Below are 17371 nucleotides of genomic sequence, written 5' to 3' on the forward strand. Positions count from 1 at the left end.
TGGTTTACAGTAATATTTTATAAATATGATTACTATAAAAGTAAACCAAGAAGATCACTACATTTTAGAAAACATAACACTACAAGAGTTTGTTGAAAATTTAAAAATTCAAACAAACGGCATTGCTATTGCTATAAATAATACTGTGGTTAAAAAAACAGATTGGTCTTCAAGATTACTTCACAATAATGATGATATTTTAATTATAAAATCTACTCAAGGAGGATGATTTTTATTTTAAAAGGAAACCAATTATCAAATGAAGAACAAAGACACAGCTCCAAAGCAAAACGGTATTACAAGACATCCGTTTCCGAATTCTAAGAAAATCTACGTCAACGGAAAAATTCACCCGCAAATTAAAGTTGCTATGCGTGAAATTACATTGAGTGATACGATAGACTCAATGACAAAAAAGAAAACACCCAACGAGCCCGTAACTATTTATGATACTTCTGGGCCTTACACAGATCCAGAGAAAGCAATAGATGTACATAGTGGTATCGAAAGAATTCGAGAACCTTGGATTAAAGAACGTGGTGATGTAGAGGAATTAGAATCATTCTCTTCAGAATATTGTAACGAGCGTTTAAACGATGCTAGTTTAGATCACATGCGTTTTAAGTTATTAAAGAATCCGCTAAGAGCTAAAAAAGGTCAAAACGTAACCCAATTACATTATGCTAAAAAAGGACTAATTACACCAGAAATGGAGTATATCGCTATTCGCGAAAATCAACGAATAGATGAAATGACAGAGATTAGAAAGCAACATAAAGGTGAACACTTTGGTGCTTCTATTCCAGATAAAATTACACCAGAATTTGTAAGGTCGGAAGTCGCAAGAGGTCGCGCAATTATTCCGTCAAATATTAATCACCCAGAAGCAGAACCTATGATTTTAGGTCGAAACTTCTTAGTAAAAATAAATGCAAATATTGGAAATTCTGCCGTTACCTCATCCATAGAAGAAGAAGTAGAAAAAGCAGTGTGGGCTTGCCGTTGGGGAGCAGATAATATTATGGATTTATCTACCGGAGAAAATATTCATGAAACGCGCGAGTGGATTATACGTAACTCACCAGTACCAGTGGGTACCGTGCCCATTTACCAAGCATTAGAAAAAGTAAATGGTGTTGCCGAAGACTTAACATGGGAAATTTTTCGCGACACCTTAATTGAGCAAGCCGAACAAGGAGTCGATTATTTTACCATTCACGCAGGTGTGTTATTACGTTACGTGCCAATGACGGCAAAACGTGTTACTGGTATTGTATCTCGTGGCGGATCTATTATGGCAAAGTGGTGTTTAGCACATCATAAAGAAAGTTTTTTATATACGCATTTCGAAGATATTTGCGAAATCTTAAAACAGTACGATGTAGCCTTTTCTTTAGGAGATGGTCTGCGTCCAGGTTCTGTTGCAGATGCTAATGACGAAGCACAATTTGCAGAATTAGAAACGCTAGGAGAGCTAACGCAAATTGCACGTAAACACGAAGTACAGTGTTTTATAGAAGGACCAGGACACGTGCCAATGCACATGATTAAAGAAAATATGGAGAAGCAAATAGAACTTTGCGACGCAGCTCCTTTTTACACTTTAGGCCCTTTAACTACAGATATTGCACCAGGTTACGATCATATTACTTCAGGTATTGGAGCCGCAATGATAGGTTGGTACGGTTGTGCCATGTTGTGCTACGTAACGCCAAAAGAGCACTTGGGTTTACCCAATAAAGAAGATGTGCGTGTTGGTGTGGTAACTTATAAATTGGCTGCGCATGCTGCAGATTTGGCCAAAGGTCACCCAGGCTCGCAACACAGAGACAATGCGTTGAGTATGGCGCGTTTTGAGTTCCGTTGGGAAGATCAATTTAATTTAGGATTAGACCCAGAGCGAGCTCGTGAATATCATGATGAAACTTTACCTGCGGCAGGTGCTAAAATTGCTCATTTTTGCTCTATGTGCGGACCAAAATTCTGCTCCATGAAAATTTCTCAAGAAGTACGTGATTTTGCTGCTGTTAACGATATCGTGGATAACGAGGTTATTGCAAAAGGAATGGAAGAGAAATCTAAAGAGTTTAAAGAAAAAGGATCCGAAGTCTATCTGTAAAATTATAAGGAAGTTTCCACGCTTTGAAAAAAAAGCGTGGTCGGGCTTTCCGTTATATTTTTTGCTGGTTCTCGATACAAATTTATTAAGGCACAGCATAAATTTACTCGAACTGACAGCAAAAGAATGCCATTATAATTGTATAACACTCACGAGTTCCTATTTAATAAAATAGAATAACTGAGTAATCCCTAACTCAAAATCCAAGTAACCGTCATTACGAGGAGGTACGACGAAGTAATCTTATCTTTTAATATTAAAAACTAAAAACCTATGATAGTTCTTATCGCACCAGAAAACGATATTCCAAACGAAATAGAAATACTAAACCAATTATTTAGAGAAGGTTTATTGGTGTATCATTTGAGAAAACCAGAGAAAAACTACGAAGAACACGTTGCGTATTTAAATAAAATTGATAAAGAATATCACAACAGAATTGTAGTGCATTATTTCCATGAGTTGATAAACGATTTCAATTTAAAAGGTATTCATTTTCAAGAACAAAAAAGAATTGACCATATAGATAATCCTGGTCAATATTTTAAAAATCTAGATATGTTTGGTAAAACAATAAGCTCTTCTTTTCATGATCCAGACGTGTTAAAAACGTGTTATTTTGAGTTCGATTATCATTTATTAAGTCCTGTTTTTTCTTCAATATCTAAAAAAGGTTATCAGGGAAAAGGTTTTGAGGTTAACCATATAGATAAAACAATCATTGGTATGGGTGGTATTAGTGAAGAAACGATAGAAGAAACCATAAAATTGGGGTTTAAAGGAATTGGTGTTTTAGGTGGTGTTTGGAATACAGAAAATCCTGTTGAGAGCTTTAAAAGTATAAAACGTTCTTATCAAGCTTTTACAACACAATAATAATATCCGATTGTCAGTTCGAGCGCAGTCGAGAACTAAATAAATTAAAAATTTGAATCAAAAAAACTACATATTAACAATAGCGGGTTTAGATCCATCAAGTGGCGCCGGAATTACGTCAGATATTAAAACATTTGAAGCTCATGGTTTGTATGGTTTATCCGTGTGCACAGCAGTTACTATCCAAAACGATATAGATTTTAAAGATTGTATTTGGATTGAAAAGGAAATCATTTTAAATCAAATTTCAGTGTTGTTTCAACGCTTTTCAATTGCTGTAGTGAAAATAGGAATCATCCAATCTTGGGACGTTTTATTAGAGGTTATTCAAACATTAAAAAAGCTAAATCCAACTATAAAAATAGTACTAGACCCTGTTTTAAAAGCAAGTGCAGGTTTTAGTTTTCATAATAAACAAGATTTAAAAATTTTAGAAGAAGTCTTGAGAAGTTGTGATTTTATTACACCAAATTACGAAGAGATTGAAGCCTTATTTCCAGAGAAATCTATAGAAGACACCATCGATTTTATATCAGAAAGAACAAATATCTACTTAAAAGGAGGTCATAGAACCGATAAAAAAGGATGGGACGAAGTTTACTACAGTAAAATAGTAAAGCTAAACATTCCGCCAATTGCAGAAACCGTTTTTCAAAAGCATGGAAGTGGTTGTGTTTTATCGTCAGCATTAGCTTCTAATTTAGAAAAAGGAATGAGCATAGAAGATGCTTGTAAAAATGTAAAAAGGTATACCGAACAGTTTTTAAATTCAAACAACACCTTGCTAGGAACACATAAATATACAGAAAATGCTAAGTAAACTACATTATATCTCTCAAGGTAAAACATCGCAAGATCATTTAGAAAACATACAAAAAGCATGTGAAAATGGAGCAGAATTAGTACAGTTGCGTTTAAAAGAAATGGCACTAGATATCATTTTAGAAACTGCAAAAAAAGCTAGAAAAATCACCACTCAATTTAAAGTAAAGCTCATAATAAATGATCATTATAAAATAGCTAAAGCCGTAAAAGCAGACGGTGTTCATTTAGGAAAAACAGATACATGTCCATTAATAGCTAGAGTTTATTTGGGAAAACAATTTGTAATTGGTGGTACTGCAAACACTTTAGAAGATTGCAAAGGTTTAATAGAAAAGCAAGTGGATTATATTGGTTTAGGACCTTTTCAGTTTACAGAAACTAAAAAGAATTTAAGTCCAATTTTAGGTATCGAAGGCTATAAGCAGTTAATAGATAAATTAAAAGAAGCCAAGCCTATAATTGCTATTGGTGGTATTGGTATGGAAGACGTTCCGGCAATTATAGCAACAGGTGTTTATGGCATAGCGGTCTCAGGGACAATAACTAAAGATTTTACAAGTATTTCAAAATTTAAAGAGATTTTATACTAAAAAATAAGCATGTCTCCTCGAGCGCAGTCAAGAGATTAACTTGTAAATAAAGTTTAATTAGGTTTCGACTGCGCTCAACCTGACACGAATTCAAATAGTATACGAATTCAAAAAGACAAAGAAATGAATAAAATATTAAAAATAGCAGATAAAGAATTTACCTCTAGATTATTCACCGGAACAGGAAAGTTTAGCTCTTCAGAAGTAATGAAAGATGCTTTATTGGCTTCCAAAAGTGAACTCATAACGGTTGCTTTAAAAAGAGTAGATGTTCAAAATAATGAAGATGATATTTTAACGCATTTACAACATGCTCATATTAATTTATTACCAAACACATCTGGGGTTAGAACCGCTAAAGAAGCCATTTTCGCAGCAGAATTATCAAGAGAGGCTTTAGGGACTAACTGGATTAAATTAGAAATTCATCCAGATCCTAGGTATTTATTACCAGATCCTATAGAAACTTTAAAAGCGGCTGAAGCATTAGTAAAATTGGGATTTGTAGTGATGCCTTACATTCATGCGGATCCTGTATTGTGTAAGCGATTAGAAGATGTAGGAACACAATGTGTTATGCCATTGGGAGCACCGATAGGAAGTAACAAAGGATTAAAAACGCAAGATTTTTTAGAGATTATTATTGAGCAATCTAATGTACCTGTCATTGTAGACGCAGGTATTGGCGCGCCATCGCATGCGGCTTATGCAATGGAATTAGGTGCCGATGCTGTGTTAATAAATACAGCAATTGCAGTATCTAAAAATCCGGTAGCGATGGCAAAAGCATTTAAAATGGCAGTGGAAGCTGGTAGAATGGCGTTTGAAGCCAAACTAGCTCCTATTAAAAATAAAGCGGAAGCTAGTAGTCCGTTAACAAGTTTTTTAAACTAAAGTATGGCAAATTTCATAGAACTTTTCGATACTTATAATTGGGATAATACACTAGAGAGTATCTTTAGTAAAACGACCGTTGAGGTAGAAAATGCCTTAGCAAAAGAAAAGCTAGATTTAGAAGATTTTAAAGCCTTAATTTCTCCTGCTGCAAAACCATTTTTAGAACGAATGGCACAGAAAAGTAGCATGCTCACTAAAAAACGTTTTGGCAATACCATACAAATGTATGCGCCAATGTACTTAAGTAACGAGTGCCAGAACATCTGTACGTATTGCGGTTTTAGCATGACTAACAAAATACCAAGACGCACATTAACCGATGCTGAAATTTTAAAAGAAGTGGCTTTTTTAAAAGCAAAAGGTTACGACCATATTTTGTTAGTGACAGGTGAAGCTAATAAAATGGTAGGTGTAAATTATATCAAAAATGCTATTAAGTTAATCCGCTCTCAATTTTCTAATATCACTATAGAAGTACAGCCTTTAAATCAAGAAGAGTATGAGTTATTAATTGAAAACGGATTATACGCTGTATTGGTATATCAAGAAACGTATCATAGAGAAGAGTATAAGAAACACCATCCAAAAGGAAAGAAATCTAATTTTAATTACCGTTTAGATACGCCAGACCGATTAGGAAAAGCAGGAATTCATAAAATAGGTTTAGGTGCTTTATTTGGTTTAGAAGATTGGCGTGCCGATAGTTTTTTTACAGCGTTACATTTAAAATTCTTACAGAAAACATATTGGAAAACAAAGTACTCTATTTCATTTCCAAGATTAAGGCCGCATTCTGGAGGTTTAGAGCCAAAAGTAGAAATGACCGATAGTGATCTGGTGCAATTAATTTGTGCTTTTCGTTTGTTAGATGAAGATATAGAATTGTCTATGTCTACAAGGGAAAATGAAATATTTAGAAATAATATTGTTCAATTAGGTGCTACTTCAATTAGTGCAGAATCTAAAACAAATCCGGGTGGTTATACTGTAGAGCCACAATCATTAGAGCAGTTTGAAATTTCTGATGAAAGGAGTACAGAAGAAATCGTAAAAATGTTAAAAGGTCAAGGATTAGAAGTGGTTTGGAAAGATTGGGAACATTTTGAAGAAATACAAAAGTAATGAGTCTTACCGCAGAAGAACGAAAGCAATACAGTCGTCATCTTATTTTAGATGAAATAGGGGAAGCAGGACAATTAAAACTGAAGCAAGCAAAGGTTTTAGTCATTGGTGCTGGTGGTTTAGGTTGTCCTGTTTTACAATATTTAACAGCGGCAGGTATTGGAACTATTGGTATAATAGACCATGACATAGTCGATCAAAGTAATTTACAACGTCAGATTTTATATACTATTAATGATGTTGGTTTTTCTAAAGCAGAAACAGCTGCTAAGCGGTTATCTCAATTGAATCCGTTTGTGCTTTTTAATACTTATAACGAAAAACTAACTCGTGAAAATGCAATGGGGTTATTCTCTAATTATGATATAATAATAGACGGAAGTGATAATTTTTCAACGCGATATTTAACAAACGATGCAGCAGTAATTACGAACAAACCTTTAGTTTACGGCGCTATTTTTAAATTCGAAGGTCAAGTTAGTGTCTTTAATTATTTAGGAAGTGCAACTTATAGATGTTTGTATCCAACACCTCCAAAACCTGAAGCGTCTCCTAGTTGTTCAGAAATAGGTGTCCTGGGTGTTTTGCCTGGCATTATTGGGAGTTTACAGGCAAATGAAGCCATTAAGCTTATTTGTGGTGTTGGAGAACTGTTGACGAATAAGCTATTATTATTTGATGCTTTAAGTTTGAATCAACAGATATTGGGTTTTGAAAAAGATGAAACGTCAACAATTAATGCTTTAGAAAAAGATTATAATTTTTTCTGCGGCATTGTTTCAACTAAAGAGATCACATTAGATGAATTGAATAGAAACAAAGGACGTTATAATTTGTTAGATGTTAGAGAAGCATCAGAAAGAGAAGCGTATCATATTGGTGGACAACATATTCCTCTAGGACAGTTATCAAAACGATTTAAAGAAATAGATATTACATTACCTGTCGTTGTTTATTGCAAATCTGGAAAAAGAAGTAATAGCGCTATTACTTATTTAAAAAAACGATTAGAAAAGTCCGTTTTTTATAATTTAAAAGAAGGATTATAGTGGCGTATTTAAAGTGTAGTTTTCAATAACATTAGCTCTAAAACAAACACTTTCTAGTCTTATAAAAAGAAAAGATGATAATTGGTTGTTAAATTAAGGCTGCCGATTCTTTTTAATATAAAACCTTAAATTATTAAGCATAAAAAAGCCTATCTAAAAGATAGGCTTCTATTCTTAAAAAGATTGTAAGATATATAATTATATAACTTTTACATTAACTGCGTTTAATCCTTTTTTTCCTTCTGCTAAATCGAATTCTACATTATCACCTTCTCTAATCTCATCGACTAAACCAGAAATATGTACAAAATGCTCTTTATTGTTTCCTTCTTCTGTTATGAATCCAAAACCTTTAGAGTCATTAAAAAATTTTACTGTACCAGTACTCATATTAAAATATATTAAATTAAGGTGCAAATATAAGGTAATTAATTGAAATTCAATTAATTTAATCTAGTTATTTTTAATTATTGTAATAAGCGCTTTAATCTCTGTTTATAGCCAATTAAATTTAAACATTATATTCAGACAATGGTCTTGTAAATTTTTCAGGATCAGCAGCTAAATGATATCTAGGGTCGTTAATGGCTTCAACAATAACATCTTTAAATTTAGGGTTCGCTTTGTAAAGTAATATTTTACAATCTTCACTTAAATGTTTTAATTTGATAGTTTTTCCTTCCGCTTGATATTTTTCGACAATAATAAAAATAGCTTCAATCGCTGAATGATCAGAAACTCGTGCTTCAACAAAATCGATTTCTACATGGTCAGGGTCATTTTTAATATCAAATTTTTCATTAAAAGCAGTAATACTTCCAAAGAATAAAGGACCCCAAATTTCATAGGTTTTTGTCCCATCAGCTTGAATACGCTTACGGGCTCTAATTTTCTTAGCGTTTTCCCAAGCAAAAGATAAGGCTGAAATAATTACACCAACAAATACAGCTATAGCTAAATCGAAAATAACCGTAACTACAGATACAATGACAAGAACGACAGCGTCAGACATTGGTATTTTTTTCATGATTCTTAAACTAGACCAAGCAAAAGTTTCAATAACCATCATAAACATTACACCAACTAGAGCAGCGATTGGTACTTGTTCAATATATTTATCTGCAAATAAGATAAAAGTTAGAAGCGTAATAGCCATCATAACACCAGATAAACGACCTCTACCACCGGCATTAACGTTAATAACGGTTTGTCCAATCATTCCACAACCACCAGTTCCTCCAAAGATACCGCTGACCATGTTTCCTGCTCCTTGAGCAACACATTCTCTGTTTCCGTCACCTCTAGTGTCTGTTAGTTCGTCTACAAGATTCATTGTCATTAAGGTTTCAATTAATCCTACAGACGCCGCTAAAAAAGCATAAGGTGCAATGAATTTTAAAGTGTCTAAGTTAAATGGCAAATGACTCCAAAGTTCACCAAGATTTAGTTTGCTAGAGAGTTCGTCAAATCCATTTAGTCCAGCGCCACCACCATCTCTAATAAAATCTCCTACATTAATAGATTGTAAACCACCAAAGATAGAAATCAATGTCACGATTAAAATAGCTGTTAATGCTGCTGGCATTTTTTTAGTTAATTTAGGTAAGCCCCAAATAATAAGCATCGTTAATAAGACCAAACCTATCATTATGTAAAGTTTTTTGCCTTCCATAATTGATTTCACAACACCGCTATCTTTAACAGAGTAGAAACCGTTATCCTGAACATTAAAAACAACCTTTTTCGTTTTTACATCGAAAACTTGATTGTTAGACATAATAAAAACTTCTTCACCCGTATTAATATTGGTTATTGATTCTCCTTTTATCGAAAATAATTTAGTGTCAGAAATTAAATCTTTCACAGAATTATCACTTACATTATAAATCAGTTCTTTAGATTCTGTTTTACGCATGTTTTGTCCAAAAACATCTTTTGTGTTTTCCTTAAACATTCCTAATTGTGCCATAAAAATAACAATGGCTAAACCATTTACAAACCCTAACATTACGGGATGTGGAATGAGGCGTACAAATTTTCCAAGCTTAAAAACACCTGCTAATACTTGTATAATTCCCATTAAAACAACTGCAGCTAATAAATAAAAATAGCCCATGTTTTCTACAGGTGAATCGAATAAAAGTCCTTTTGCATGCCCTTCTTGAATCATGTGAACAAAAATGACCGCCACGGCTCCTGCAGCACCAGATATTAAACCAGGTCTTCCGCCAAAAAGTGCAGAAATGATACCTATTATAAAGGCACCAAAAAGTGCAACTATTGGACTAATTTGAGCAACAAAGGCAAAGGCAACAACCTCAGGGATCATGGCTAAAGAAACGGTGATACCTGCAAGAATATCATTCTTAGGGTTTTGCGTGAAGTTTTTAATAGTGTTTTGACCGAACATAATATTTCTTATTATTAAAAGGCGGCAAAGGTAGACTTTTTGAATTTAATCTATAAATCGTAAACTGCCCAAACAAAAAAAGCATTGGTGAGGACCAATGCTTTTGTATATAATATAAGTGTTTTTTATTTTTCTTCTGGTGGAAATAGCATCAGCATTTCTGCTACAAATTCTTTAATGCGCTCTTCTTTCTTTTCCATATTTCTTGTTTCTAGATTTCCTGTTCCAGAACCCTGCCAGATTAATTCTTTTTTATTGGTATCAATAAGGTCTATAAATAATACACCTTCTGTTGTTGTAGATACTTGGTTGTTATTCCAACCAGATCTCCAACCCCAGCCGCCGTAACCGCCCCATCCCCAAGCGCCATTTCCCCAGGCGTTATTGTAAATGTCTACACGTTGATTCGATTTTGTAAAGATGCTAACAAGCATATCAGGGTTTTCAGATTTTGTATAACCCTTAGCCATCAATTCGGCTTCAATAGCTCTTAAAATTCTACGCTTATCAATATCATTGATTTCAGCTTTATCAATTCCGGGTTTAAAAAATGCAAAAGTTTTGTAATTGTCAAAATTAGCTTCTCTGTCGTAATCTGCAGCAACTTGTACAGAACTACAAGAGGATAACGCTACGAGTAAAAGAAACATTGGTGTGAGTTTGAGTAATTTTTTCATAACATTTTGTTTTTAATTATACTTCATTTAATAAATCATCATTCACGAAATTGGGTAAAGTCACTTTTAAGTTGGGTTCTACTTCCATTGCACGTTTTATAGCAAAAACAGCACCTTCGTTTCTAGCCCAACTTCGTCTTGAAATCCCGTTATTAACATCCCAAAATAACATTTGTTTTAATCGTTTTGATGCTTCTATACTGCCATCAAGAACCATGCCGAAGCCTCCGTTAACAACCTCTCCCCAGCCAACTCCACCGCCATTGTGAATACTAACCCAGGTTGCTCCTCTAAAGCTATCTCCAATTACATTTTGTATGGCCATGTCTGCTGTAAACCGAGAACCATCATAAATATTACTGGTTTCTCTATATGGGGAGTCGGTCCCTGAAACATCATGATGATCTCGTCCTAAAATAACAGTTTCAATATCACCATTTTTAATAGCTTGGTTAAATGCTTCGGCTATTTTCATTCGACCTTCTGCATCTGCATATAAAATTCTGGCTTGCGAGCCCACAACAAGTTTGTTTTCTTGTGCGCCTTTAATCCATTGAATATTATCAGCCATTTGTTGCTGAATTTCAATAGGTGAATTCTTTTTAATATCTTCTAAAACAGCACATGCAATAGCATCTGTTTTAGCTAAGTCTTCAGGTTTTCCAGAAGCACAAACCCATCTAAAAGGGCCAAACCCATAATCAAAACACATGGGGCCCATTATGTCTTGTACATAACTTGAGTATTTAAAATCAATACCATTGCTAGCCATAATATCTGCACCAGCACGAGAAGCTTCTAATAAAAAGGCATTTCCGTAATCAAAGAAATAAGTGCCTTTTGCGGTGTGCTTGTTTATAGCATTTGTGTGGCGACGTAATGTTTCTTGAACTTTTTCTTTGAAGAGTTCTGGCTTATTTGCCATCATTTCATTAGCATCTTCAAAAGAAATATCTACAGGGTAATAGCCTCCAGCCCATGGATTATGAAGCGAAGTTTGATCACTTCCTATGTTGATATGAATATTAGCGTCATCAAACTTTTCCCAAACGTCTACTATATTTCCTAAATAGGCAATAGATATGGTTTCTTTTTCTGCTTTGGCTTTTTCTACACGACTAACGAGCTGATCTAAATCTGTTATTTTTTCGTCAATCCAACCTTGATCAAGTCTAACTTGTGTAATTTTCGGATTCACTTCGGCACAAACCGTAATACAACCTGCTATGTTCCCAGCTTTTGGTTGCGCACCAGACATACCACCTAAACCAGAAGTGACAAAGAGATTTCCTTTTGGTTCTTTTTTTATTTTTCTAAAAGCATTTAATACCGTAATTGTTGTTCCATGTACAATACCTTGTGGGCCTATGTACATATAACTTCCTGCTGTCATTTGTCCATATTGTGTGACTCCTAAAGCGTTGAATTTTTCCCAATCATCAGGTTTTGAATAATTAGGAATCATCATCCCATTAGTTACAACAACTCTTGGAGCTTCTTTATGTGAAGGGAACAATCCCATAGGATGGCCAGAGTACATTACTAAAGTTTGTTCGTCATTCATTTCGGCTAAATAAGCCATTGTTAATCTGTATTGCGCCCAATTAGAAAATACACCACCGTTGCCACCATACGTAATTAATTCGTGAGGATGTTGCGCTACAGCATGGTCTAAATTATTCTGAATCATAAGCATAATAGCTGCTGCTTGTGTTGAATTTGATGGGTATTCAGAAATTGGCCTAGCATAGATTTTATAATCTGGTCTTAAACGATACATATAGATTCTTCCATACGTATTTAATTCGTTTTTAAACTCAGGTAATAACGTTTTATGATCCTTTTCATCAAAGTAGCGTAAGGCATTTCTTAGTGCTAATTTTTCTTCTTCAGCCGACAGAATAGCTTTACGTTTTGGTGCATGATTTATAGAGGCATCATAAGGTTTTGGCTCTGGTAATATATTTGGAATGCCTTCTAATATTTGGTCTTTAAAAGATAATTTTCTGCTTTGCATTACTTCTTTTTTAATGTATTTTTATTGAAGCCATAAGGGCAATGTCTACAACCACTTTCACAGCAATAACCACGTTTTAAATGGTATTGTTCAGTAAAACAACGGTAGCCTTCTGGTGTAAGATAGTAGTCTCCTTCTTCAATCGGAACGTATTTCTTCATATTTAAACAAAGATAACTTAATTTCGAGAAAATAAATTTGATACTCTAGGGAGGTTTTTTAATACGATATTATTCTCTTTAATTAATGAGAATGGTTTAATTTTTGAGGTGAATAAATTGTGATCTTGATTTTAAAATATATAGTGCCAAGAGGTTATATAGGTATTACCATATTTCCTTTTGTAATTTTAAAAACAAAAAATTTAAAACAAGATTTGGTGATTATAAATCATGAAAAAATACATTTACGACAGCAAATAGAGTTACTAATCCTTCCGTTTTTTATTATTTATGTATTTGAATTTTTAATACGATTGATTCAATATAGAAAATGGAATTTAGCATATAGAAATATTTCATTTGAGCGTGAAGCCTATGCTAATGAAAAAGATTTGGACTATTTGAAATCTAGGTCTTTTTTGAAATTTAAATCTTACTTTTAAGGCAGAATAATTTTAGTTTTAATCTTTAGGTAAGTCTTGCTAAATAAGCGCTTGTTTATCTTAAAAATATAAATAATTTGTTTCACGATCCTATTCAAAATCAGAAAATAAGCTTAAAGAATTCTTCGATTGAGCTTACAATTAAACGCGAAGATTTAATTCATCCTTTTATTTCAGGAAATAAGTTTCGTAAACTAAAGTATAATTTAAAACAAGCTAAAGTTATTGGTGCAAAATCAATGTTAACTTTTGGTGGTGCTTTTTCAAATCATATTGCAGCGGTTGCTTATGCCGGAAAAGAATATGGAATTCCAACGATAGGTATTATTCGAGGTGAAGAATTAGCTTATAAAAGTGAATTAAATTCCACTTTACAATTCGCTAAATCCTGTGGTATGCAATTAAAGTTTGTGACTAGGGAAGCTTATAGAGAAAAGATGAATGAAACTTTTTTAGATGAATTAAAAGAAGAGTTTAAAGCTTGTTATATATTACCTGAAGGCGGTACAAATGATCTAGCAGTAAAAGGATGTGAAGAAATTTTAGTGCCCGAAGATTCTCATTTTAATTATATCTGTAGCGCTGTTGGAACAGGAGGTACAATTTCAGGTTTAATTAATGCTTCTCAAAAGGATCAGGAAGTATTGGGTTTTCCGGCGTTAAAAGGTGATTTTTTACAAGAAGATATTCGTAAATTTGCAAATCAAGAAAATTGGAAACTGATAACTGATTATCACTTTGGTGGTTATGGTAAAATAAAGCCCGAATTGATTTCGTTTATCAATAGATTTAAGACCGATTATAACATTCCATTAGATCCTATTTACACTGGTAAAATGCTCTATGGAATATTTGATTTAATTGAGAAGGGATTTTTTCCAGAGGGTTCTAATATATTAGCCATTCATACCGGAGGTTTACAAGGAATTGCAGGTGTAAATGAAATGTTGAAGCGTAAAAAACGTCCTTTAATTGTAGAATAAAATATGAAGTTGAGATATTTAATAGTGTTAATTGCTGTATTGGCAATGTGTTGTGGACCTAAAAAAGGTATTGTAACAAAGAGGAAAGAAAGCAGAACGAATAAAACTGTCGTTGTAAAGGAAAAAGAAGAAAGTAGAAAAACTGTTGAAAAGCCAACGGTTGTAAAAGAAACTAAAGCGCCAAGCAGTGTTGAAGTTTATATTGATTTATATGCTGAGATTGCTAAATCTAAAATGCGTACGCATAAAATACCAGCAAGTATAACACTTGCACAAGGGATTTTAGAATCAGGATCGGGTAGTGGACGTTTGGCTGTAAAGGCAAACAATCACTTTGGAATTAAATGCCATGGATGGACAGGTGATAAAATTTATCACGACGATGATCGCTCTCAAGAATGTTTTAGAAAATATCCAAAAGCAGAAATGTCTTATGAAGATCATTCAGAATTTTTAACAGGAAGAAGTCGTTATGCTGATTTATTTAAATTAGATGAAGATGACTATAAAGGTTGGGCTAAAGGATTAAGAGCAGCAGGTTATGCAACCGACAGAAAATATCCTGAAAAATTGATTAGTCTTATTGAGCGTTATAAGTTATATGAGTATGACGAAGAAGTGCTTAAGCCTTCTGTTAAGACCTCTAAAAGGAAATCTACTACGATTATTGAAGGTGTAAAGAAAAATAACACTAAAAATCATGTGGTATCAAAAGGAGATACATTGTATTCTCTTTCTCGATTATATAAAACATCTGTTGAAGCTATAAAAGCTGAGAACAATTTAAAATCAAATGACCTTACAATTGGTCAAAAACTTATTATTCCCAATTAATTTATGTTATATCAAAGAAGTAGTGTTTTATTTAAAGCTGCCCAAGAAGTTATTCCTGGAGGTGTAAATTCTCCAGTAAGAGCATTTAGTGCTGTTGGTGGTACTCCTATTTTTGCGAAATCTGCAAAAGGAGCTTACGTTTATGATGAAGATGGAAATCGTTTTATTGATTATATTAACTCTTGGGGTCCAATGTTACTTGGTCATGCATTTCCACCAGTGGTAGATGCTGTTATAGAAAAAACTAAGCAAGGAACTTCTTTTGGAATGCCTACAGCTATTGAAACTGAGATTGCCGAATTAGCAGTGTCAATGGTTCCAAATATCGATAAAATTCGTTTTGTGAATTCAGGTACAGAAGCTTGTATGAGTGCTATTAGACTAGCACGTGGATTTACTAAAAAGGATAAAATTATAAAATTTTCAGGTTGCTATCATGGACATAGCGATTCATTTCTAATTGCAGCAGGAAGTGGTGCAGTTACATTTGGAACTCCTAATAGTCCTGGTGTTACGGAAGGAACAGCAAAGGATACGCTTTTAGCCAAATATAATGATATTGAAAATGTTAAGTCATTAGTAGAAGCTAATAAAGGTGAAATTGCTTCAATTATAGTAGAGCCTGTTGCTGGTAATATGGGATGTATTCCTCCGGTTGATGGTTTTTTAGAAGGCTTAAGAGCTGTTTGTGATGCTAATAATATCTTATTGATATTTGATGAGGTGATGACAGGATTTAGACTTGCAAAAGGTGGTGTACAAGAATTAAAAAATGTTGATGCTGATATAGTTTGTTTCGGTAAAGTTGTTGGAGGTGGATTGCCTGTAGGTGCTTTTGCTGCTAGGAATGAAATTATGAATCATCTAGCACCTCTAGGACCTGTTTATCAAGCAGGAACTTTAAGTGGTAATCCTTTAGCTATGGCTGCAGGTTTAGCGATGCTTAAAGCAATTGAAGAGGATGCAGATTTAATGACTAGGTTAGGGGAGAAGACAAAATATTTGCATGAAGGTATTGCTGATGCGCTTAATAAGAATAACGTAATTCATACGATTAATAGAATTGGCTCAATGATATCTGTTCATTTTTCAGAAGAACCTGTTGTTGATTTTGATTCGGCTGCTAAAGGAAATAATGAAACTTTTAAAAAGTTTTTTCATGGTATGCTAAATAAAGGTATTTATATTGCTCCAAGTGCATTTGAAACTTGGTTTATAACAGATGCTTTAAGTTATGAAGATTTAAATGAGACTATTGAAGCAGTAGAAGAAATTGCAAAGTATCTTTAAATTAGTAAAAGTTATATCATAAAAAAAGTCTCGCCAATGGCGAGACTTTTTTTATGATATAAAACTAGTTTAATTAGTTATTATGATAATTCTTAAAACGTTTAAATTGTTCTTCGGTTAAAACACTTTTCATATTATTATCCAATTCTTCGTTTACCGTTGCCATTTTTTTAGGCTCTTTTCCTTGAGTTAAATCTGGATTTTCAATTAAGTAAGTGTGATAAGTGTATTCTCTTATCACTTCATAAACATCATCCATTTGAACTTTTTCAAATCCAACAATCTTTCTTAAAGCTTTAGTTTCTTTTGCTGCTTTGGCATTTACAATAGTATTTGTTTTTTTCTTTACTTCTAGATTACTGTTTTGCGCTACGGCAGATTGAGTTCCTAAAAATAGAGCAAATACAAATAAGCAAAGGGTAATTATCTTTTTCATTATGGATTAATTATTTATGATTAGAAGACTAAAGTAACAATTTTATTCAATAAAAAGAAAAAGTATCGACTATGCGATACTTTTTCTTTTAAAAATAATTATTTTTTAATCTTATTTTCTGCTGTATTTTCCTTTTTGTTGACCTTTTTTTCTTTTTTGTTCTGGTTTCATTTTCTCAAATTCAGCATATTGTTCAGCTGTTAAGATCGTCTTCATTTCACGTTTCATTTCAATCATTTGATCTAATCTGTGATTTTGTCTTTCAACCATTTCTTCTTTAGTTGGTTTCTGCTTTTCTTCACTTTTGTCAGCTTTCTTTTCCTCTCTTAATTTTTGATTTTCTTCTGCTTGTTTTAAAATGACTTTTTGAACTTTTGCTTGTTGAGCATCTGTTAAATCTAATTTTAAAGTTAATCTTTTCGCTTTTAATTCTGCCATGTCTTTAGGAGATATGTCTTCTCTTAATTCAGAGCGGTTTTCCTTATCCATGTTTTTACGATCCTTTTTTTGTGCATACCCGGTTAAGGTTACTAATACTAAGGCAATGATTGCTAATTTTTTCATGTTCTTTAGTTTTTATGTTATACTAGTTTAGATGTAAGAATTCTAAAAAAGTTTAATTCTAAAATAGGATTTAACACC

The 17371-nt window shown here is 33.2% G+C and carries 18 protein-coding genes; 11 read left to right on the forward strand and 7 right to left on the reverse strand.

Features of this window, described 5'->3' with window-relative positions; translation table 11 throughout:
* Positions 1 to 25: 25 nt before the first annotated feature.
* The 8 genes from thiS (at position 26) to moeB (ending at position 7478) form a co-directional block, all read left to right on the forward strand.
* Positions 26 to 229: a sulfur carrier protein ThiS gene (thiS, locus tag HSX10_RS02155; protein WP_173586556.1), complete on the forward strand. Its 204-nt coding sequence runs from the start codon at positions 26 to 28 to the stop codon at positions 227 to 229.
* A 30-nt stretch (positions 230 to 259) separates the two neighbouring features.
* Positions 260 to 2119, forward strand: coding sequence for a phosphomethylpyrimidine synthase ThiC (thiC, locus tag HSX10_RS02160; RefSeq protein ID WP_173586557.1), 1860 nt, complete (start codon positions 260 to 262; stop codon positions 2117 to 2119).
* 273 nt (positions 2120 to 2392) lie between these two features.
* On the forward strand, positions 2393 to 2995 hold the full coding sequence (locus HSX10_RS02165; protein ID WP_173586558.1) for a thiamine phosphate synthase: 603 nt from the start codon (positions 2393 to 2395) through the stop codon (positions 2993 to 2995).
* A gap of 52 nt (positions 2996 to 3047) precedes the next feature.
* Complete coding sequence (locus HSX10_RS02170) at positions 3048 to 3815, forward strand: hydroxymethylpyrimidine/phosphomethylpyrimidine kinase (RefSeq protein ID WP_173586559.1); 768 nt, start codon at positions 3048 to 3050, stop codon at positions 3813 to 3815.
* Entirely contained in the window at positions 3805 to 4410 is a 606-nt protein-coding gene (thiE, locus tag HSX10_RS02175) for a thiamine phosphate synthase (RefSeq protein WP_173586560.1), read from the forward strand. Before HSX10_RS02170 ends, thiE begins: the two co-directional genes overlap by 11 nt.
* Before the next feature lie 123 nt (positions 4411 to 4533).
* Positions 4534 to 5304: a thiazole synthase gene (locus HSX10_RS02180; RefSeq protein ID WP_217363218.1), complete on the forward strand. Its 771-nt coding sequence runs from the start codon at positions 4534 to 4536 to the stop codon at positions 5302 to 5304.
* A gap of 3 nt (positions 5305 to 5307) precedes the next feature.
* Positions 5308 to 6429, forward strand: a complete 1122-nt coding sequence (thiH, locus tag HSX10_RS02185) for a 2-iminoacetate synthase ThiH (RefSeq protein WP_173586561.1) — start codon at positions 5308 to 5310, stop codon at positions 6427 to 6429.
* Positions 6429 to 7478: a HesA/MoeB/ThiF family protein gene (gene moeB / locus HSX10_RS02190; RefSeq protein ID WP_173586562.1), complete on the forward strand. Its 1050-nt coding sequence runs from the start codon at positions 6429 to 6431 to the stop codon at positions 7476 to 7478. The genes thiH and moeB overlap by 1 nt, the downstream gene beginning before the upstream one ends.
* Before the next feature lie 198 nt (positions 7479 to 7676).
* On the opposite strand, the gene HSX10_RS02195 is transcribed toward moeB, so the two are convergent.
* The 5 genes from HSX10_RS02195 to HSX10_RS02215 all read right to left on the reverse strand — a co-directional run bounded on the left by HSX10_RS02195 (position 7677) and on the right by HSX10_RS02215 (position 12743).
* Positions 7677 to 7868, reverse strand: coding sequence for a cold-shock protein (locus HSX10_RS02195; protein ID WP_020895249.1), 192 nt, complete (start codon positions 7866 to 7868; stop codon positions 7677 to 7679).
* Positions 7869 to 7989: 121 nt separating this feature from the next.
* Positions 7990 to 9888, reverse strand: a complete 1899-nt coding sequence (locus HSX10_RS02200) for a SulP family inorganic anion transporter (RefSeq protein WP_173586563.1) — start codon at positions 9886 to 9888, stop codon at positions 7990 to 7992.
* 125 nt (positions 9889 to 10013) lie between these two features.
* Positions 10014 to 10565 (reverse strand): DUF4136 domain-containing protein, encoded by a 552-nt coding sequence (locus tag HSX10_RS02205; protein ID WP_173586564.1) that lies wholly within the window; start codon positions 10563 to 10565, stop codon positions 10014 to 10016.
* Positions 10566 to 10581: 16 nt separating this feature from the next.
* Complete coding sequence (gene hutU / locus HSX10_RS02210; protein ID WP_173586565.1) at positions 10582 to 12582, reverse strand: urocanate hydratase; 2001 nt, start codon at positions 12580 to 12582, stop codon at positions 10582 to 10584.
* The gene (locus HSX10_RS02215) at positions 12582 to 12743 is read right to left on the reverse strand and encodes a C1orf53 family protein (RefSeq protein ID WP_173586566.1); all 162 of its coding nucleotides are present in this window, start codon (positions 12741 to 12743) and stop codon (positions 12582 to 12584) included. The genes hutU and HSX10_RS02215 overlap by 1 nt, the downstream gene beginning before the upstream one ends.
* A gap of 520 nt (positions 12744 to 13263) precedes the next feature.
* Between HSX10_RS02215 and HSX10_RS02220 the strand changes: the two genes are divergently transcribed.
* Genes HSX10_RS02220 through hemL form a run of 3 tightly spaced genes read left to right on the forward strand, consistent with a single transcriptional unit; the run spans position 13264 to position 16293 of the window.
* The gene (locus HSX10_RS02220) at positions 13264 to 14169 is read left to right on the forward strand and encodes a 1-aminocyclopropane-1-carboxylate deaminase/D-cysteine desulfhydrase (protein WP_173586567.1); all 906 of its coding nucleotides are present in this window, start codon (positions 13264 to 13266) and stop codon (positions 14167 to 14169) included.
* Positions 14170 to 14172: 3 nt separating this feature from the next.
* Positions 14173 to 15003 carry a glucosaminidase domain-containing protein gene (locus tag HSX10_RS02225; RefSeq protein ID WP_173586568.1) on the forward strand — a complete coding sequence of 277 codons (831 nt, stop codon included), beginning with the start codon at positions 14173 to 14175 and terminating at the stop codon, positions 15001 to 15003.
* A gap of 3 nt (positions 15004 to 15006) precedes the next feature.
* Complete coding sequence (gene hemL, locus HSX10_RS02230; RefSeq protein ID WP_173586569.1) at positions 15007 to 16293, forward strand: glutamate-1-semialdehyde 2,1-aminomutase; 1287 nt, start codon at positions 15007 to 15009, stop codon at positions 16291 to 16293.
* A 73-nt stretch (positions 16294 to 16366) separates the two neighbouring features.
* On the opposite strand, the gene HSX10_RS02235 is transcribed toward hemL, so the two are convergent.
* Together HSX10_RS02235 and HSX10_RS02240 are read right to left on the reverse strand one after the other, a co-directional pair.
* Positions 16367 to 16729: a hypothetical protein gene (locus HSX10_RS02235; RefSeq protein WP_173586570.1), complete on the reverse strand. Its 363-nt coding sequence runs from the start codon at positions 16727 to 16729 to the stop codon at positions 16367 to 16369.
* 111 nt (positions 16730 to 16840) lie between these two features.
* Positions 16841 to 17293 carry a DUF4890 domain-containing protein gene (locus HSX10_RS02240; protein ID WP_173586571.1) on the reverse strand — a complete coding sequence of 151 codons (453 nt, stop codon included), beginning with the start codon at positions 17291 to 17293 and terminating at the stop codon, positions 16841 to 16843.
* Positions 17294 to 17371: the final 78 nt, after the last annotated feature.

The organism is Winogradskyella undariae (genome assembly GCF_013285155.1).
Lineage (GTDB): Bacteria > Bacteroidota > Bacteroidia > Flavobacteriales > Flavobacteriaceae > Winogradskyella > Winogradskyella undariae.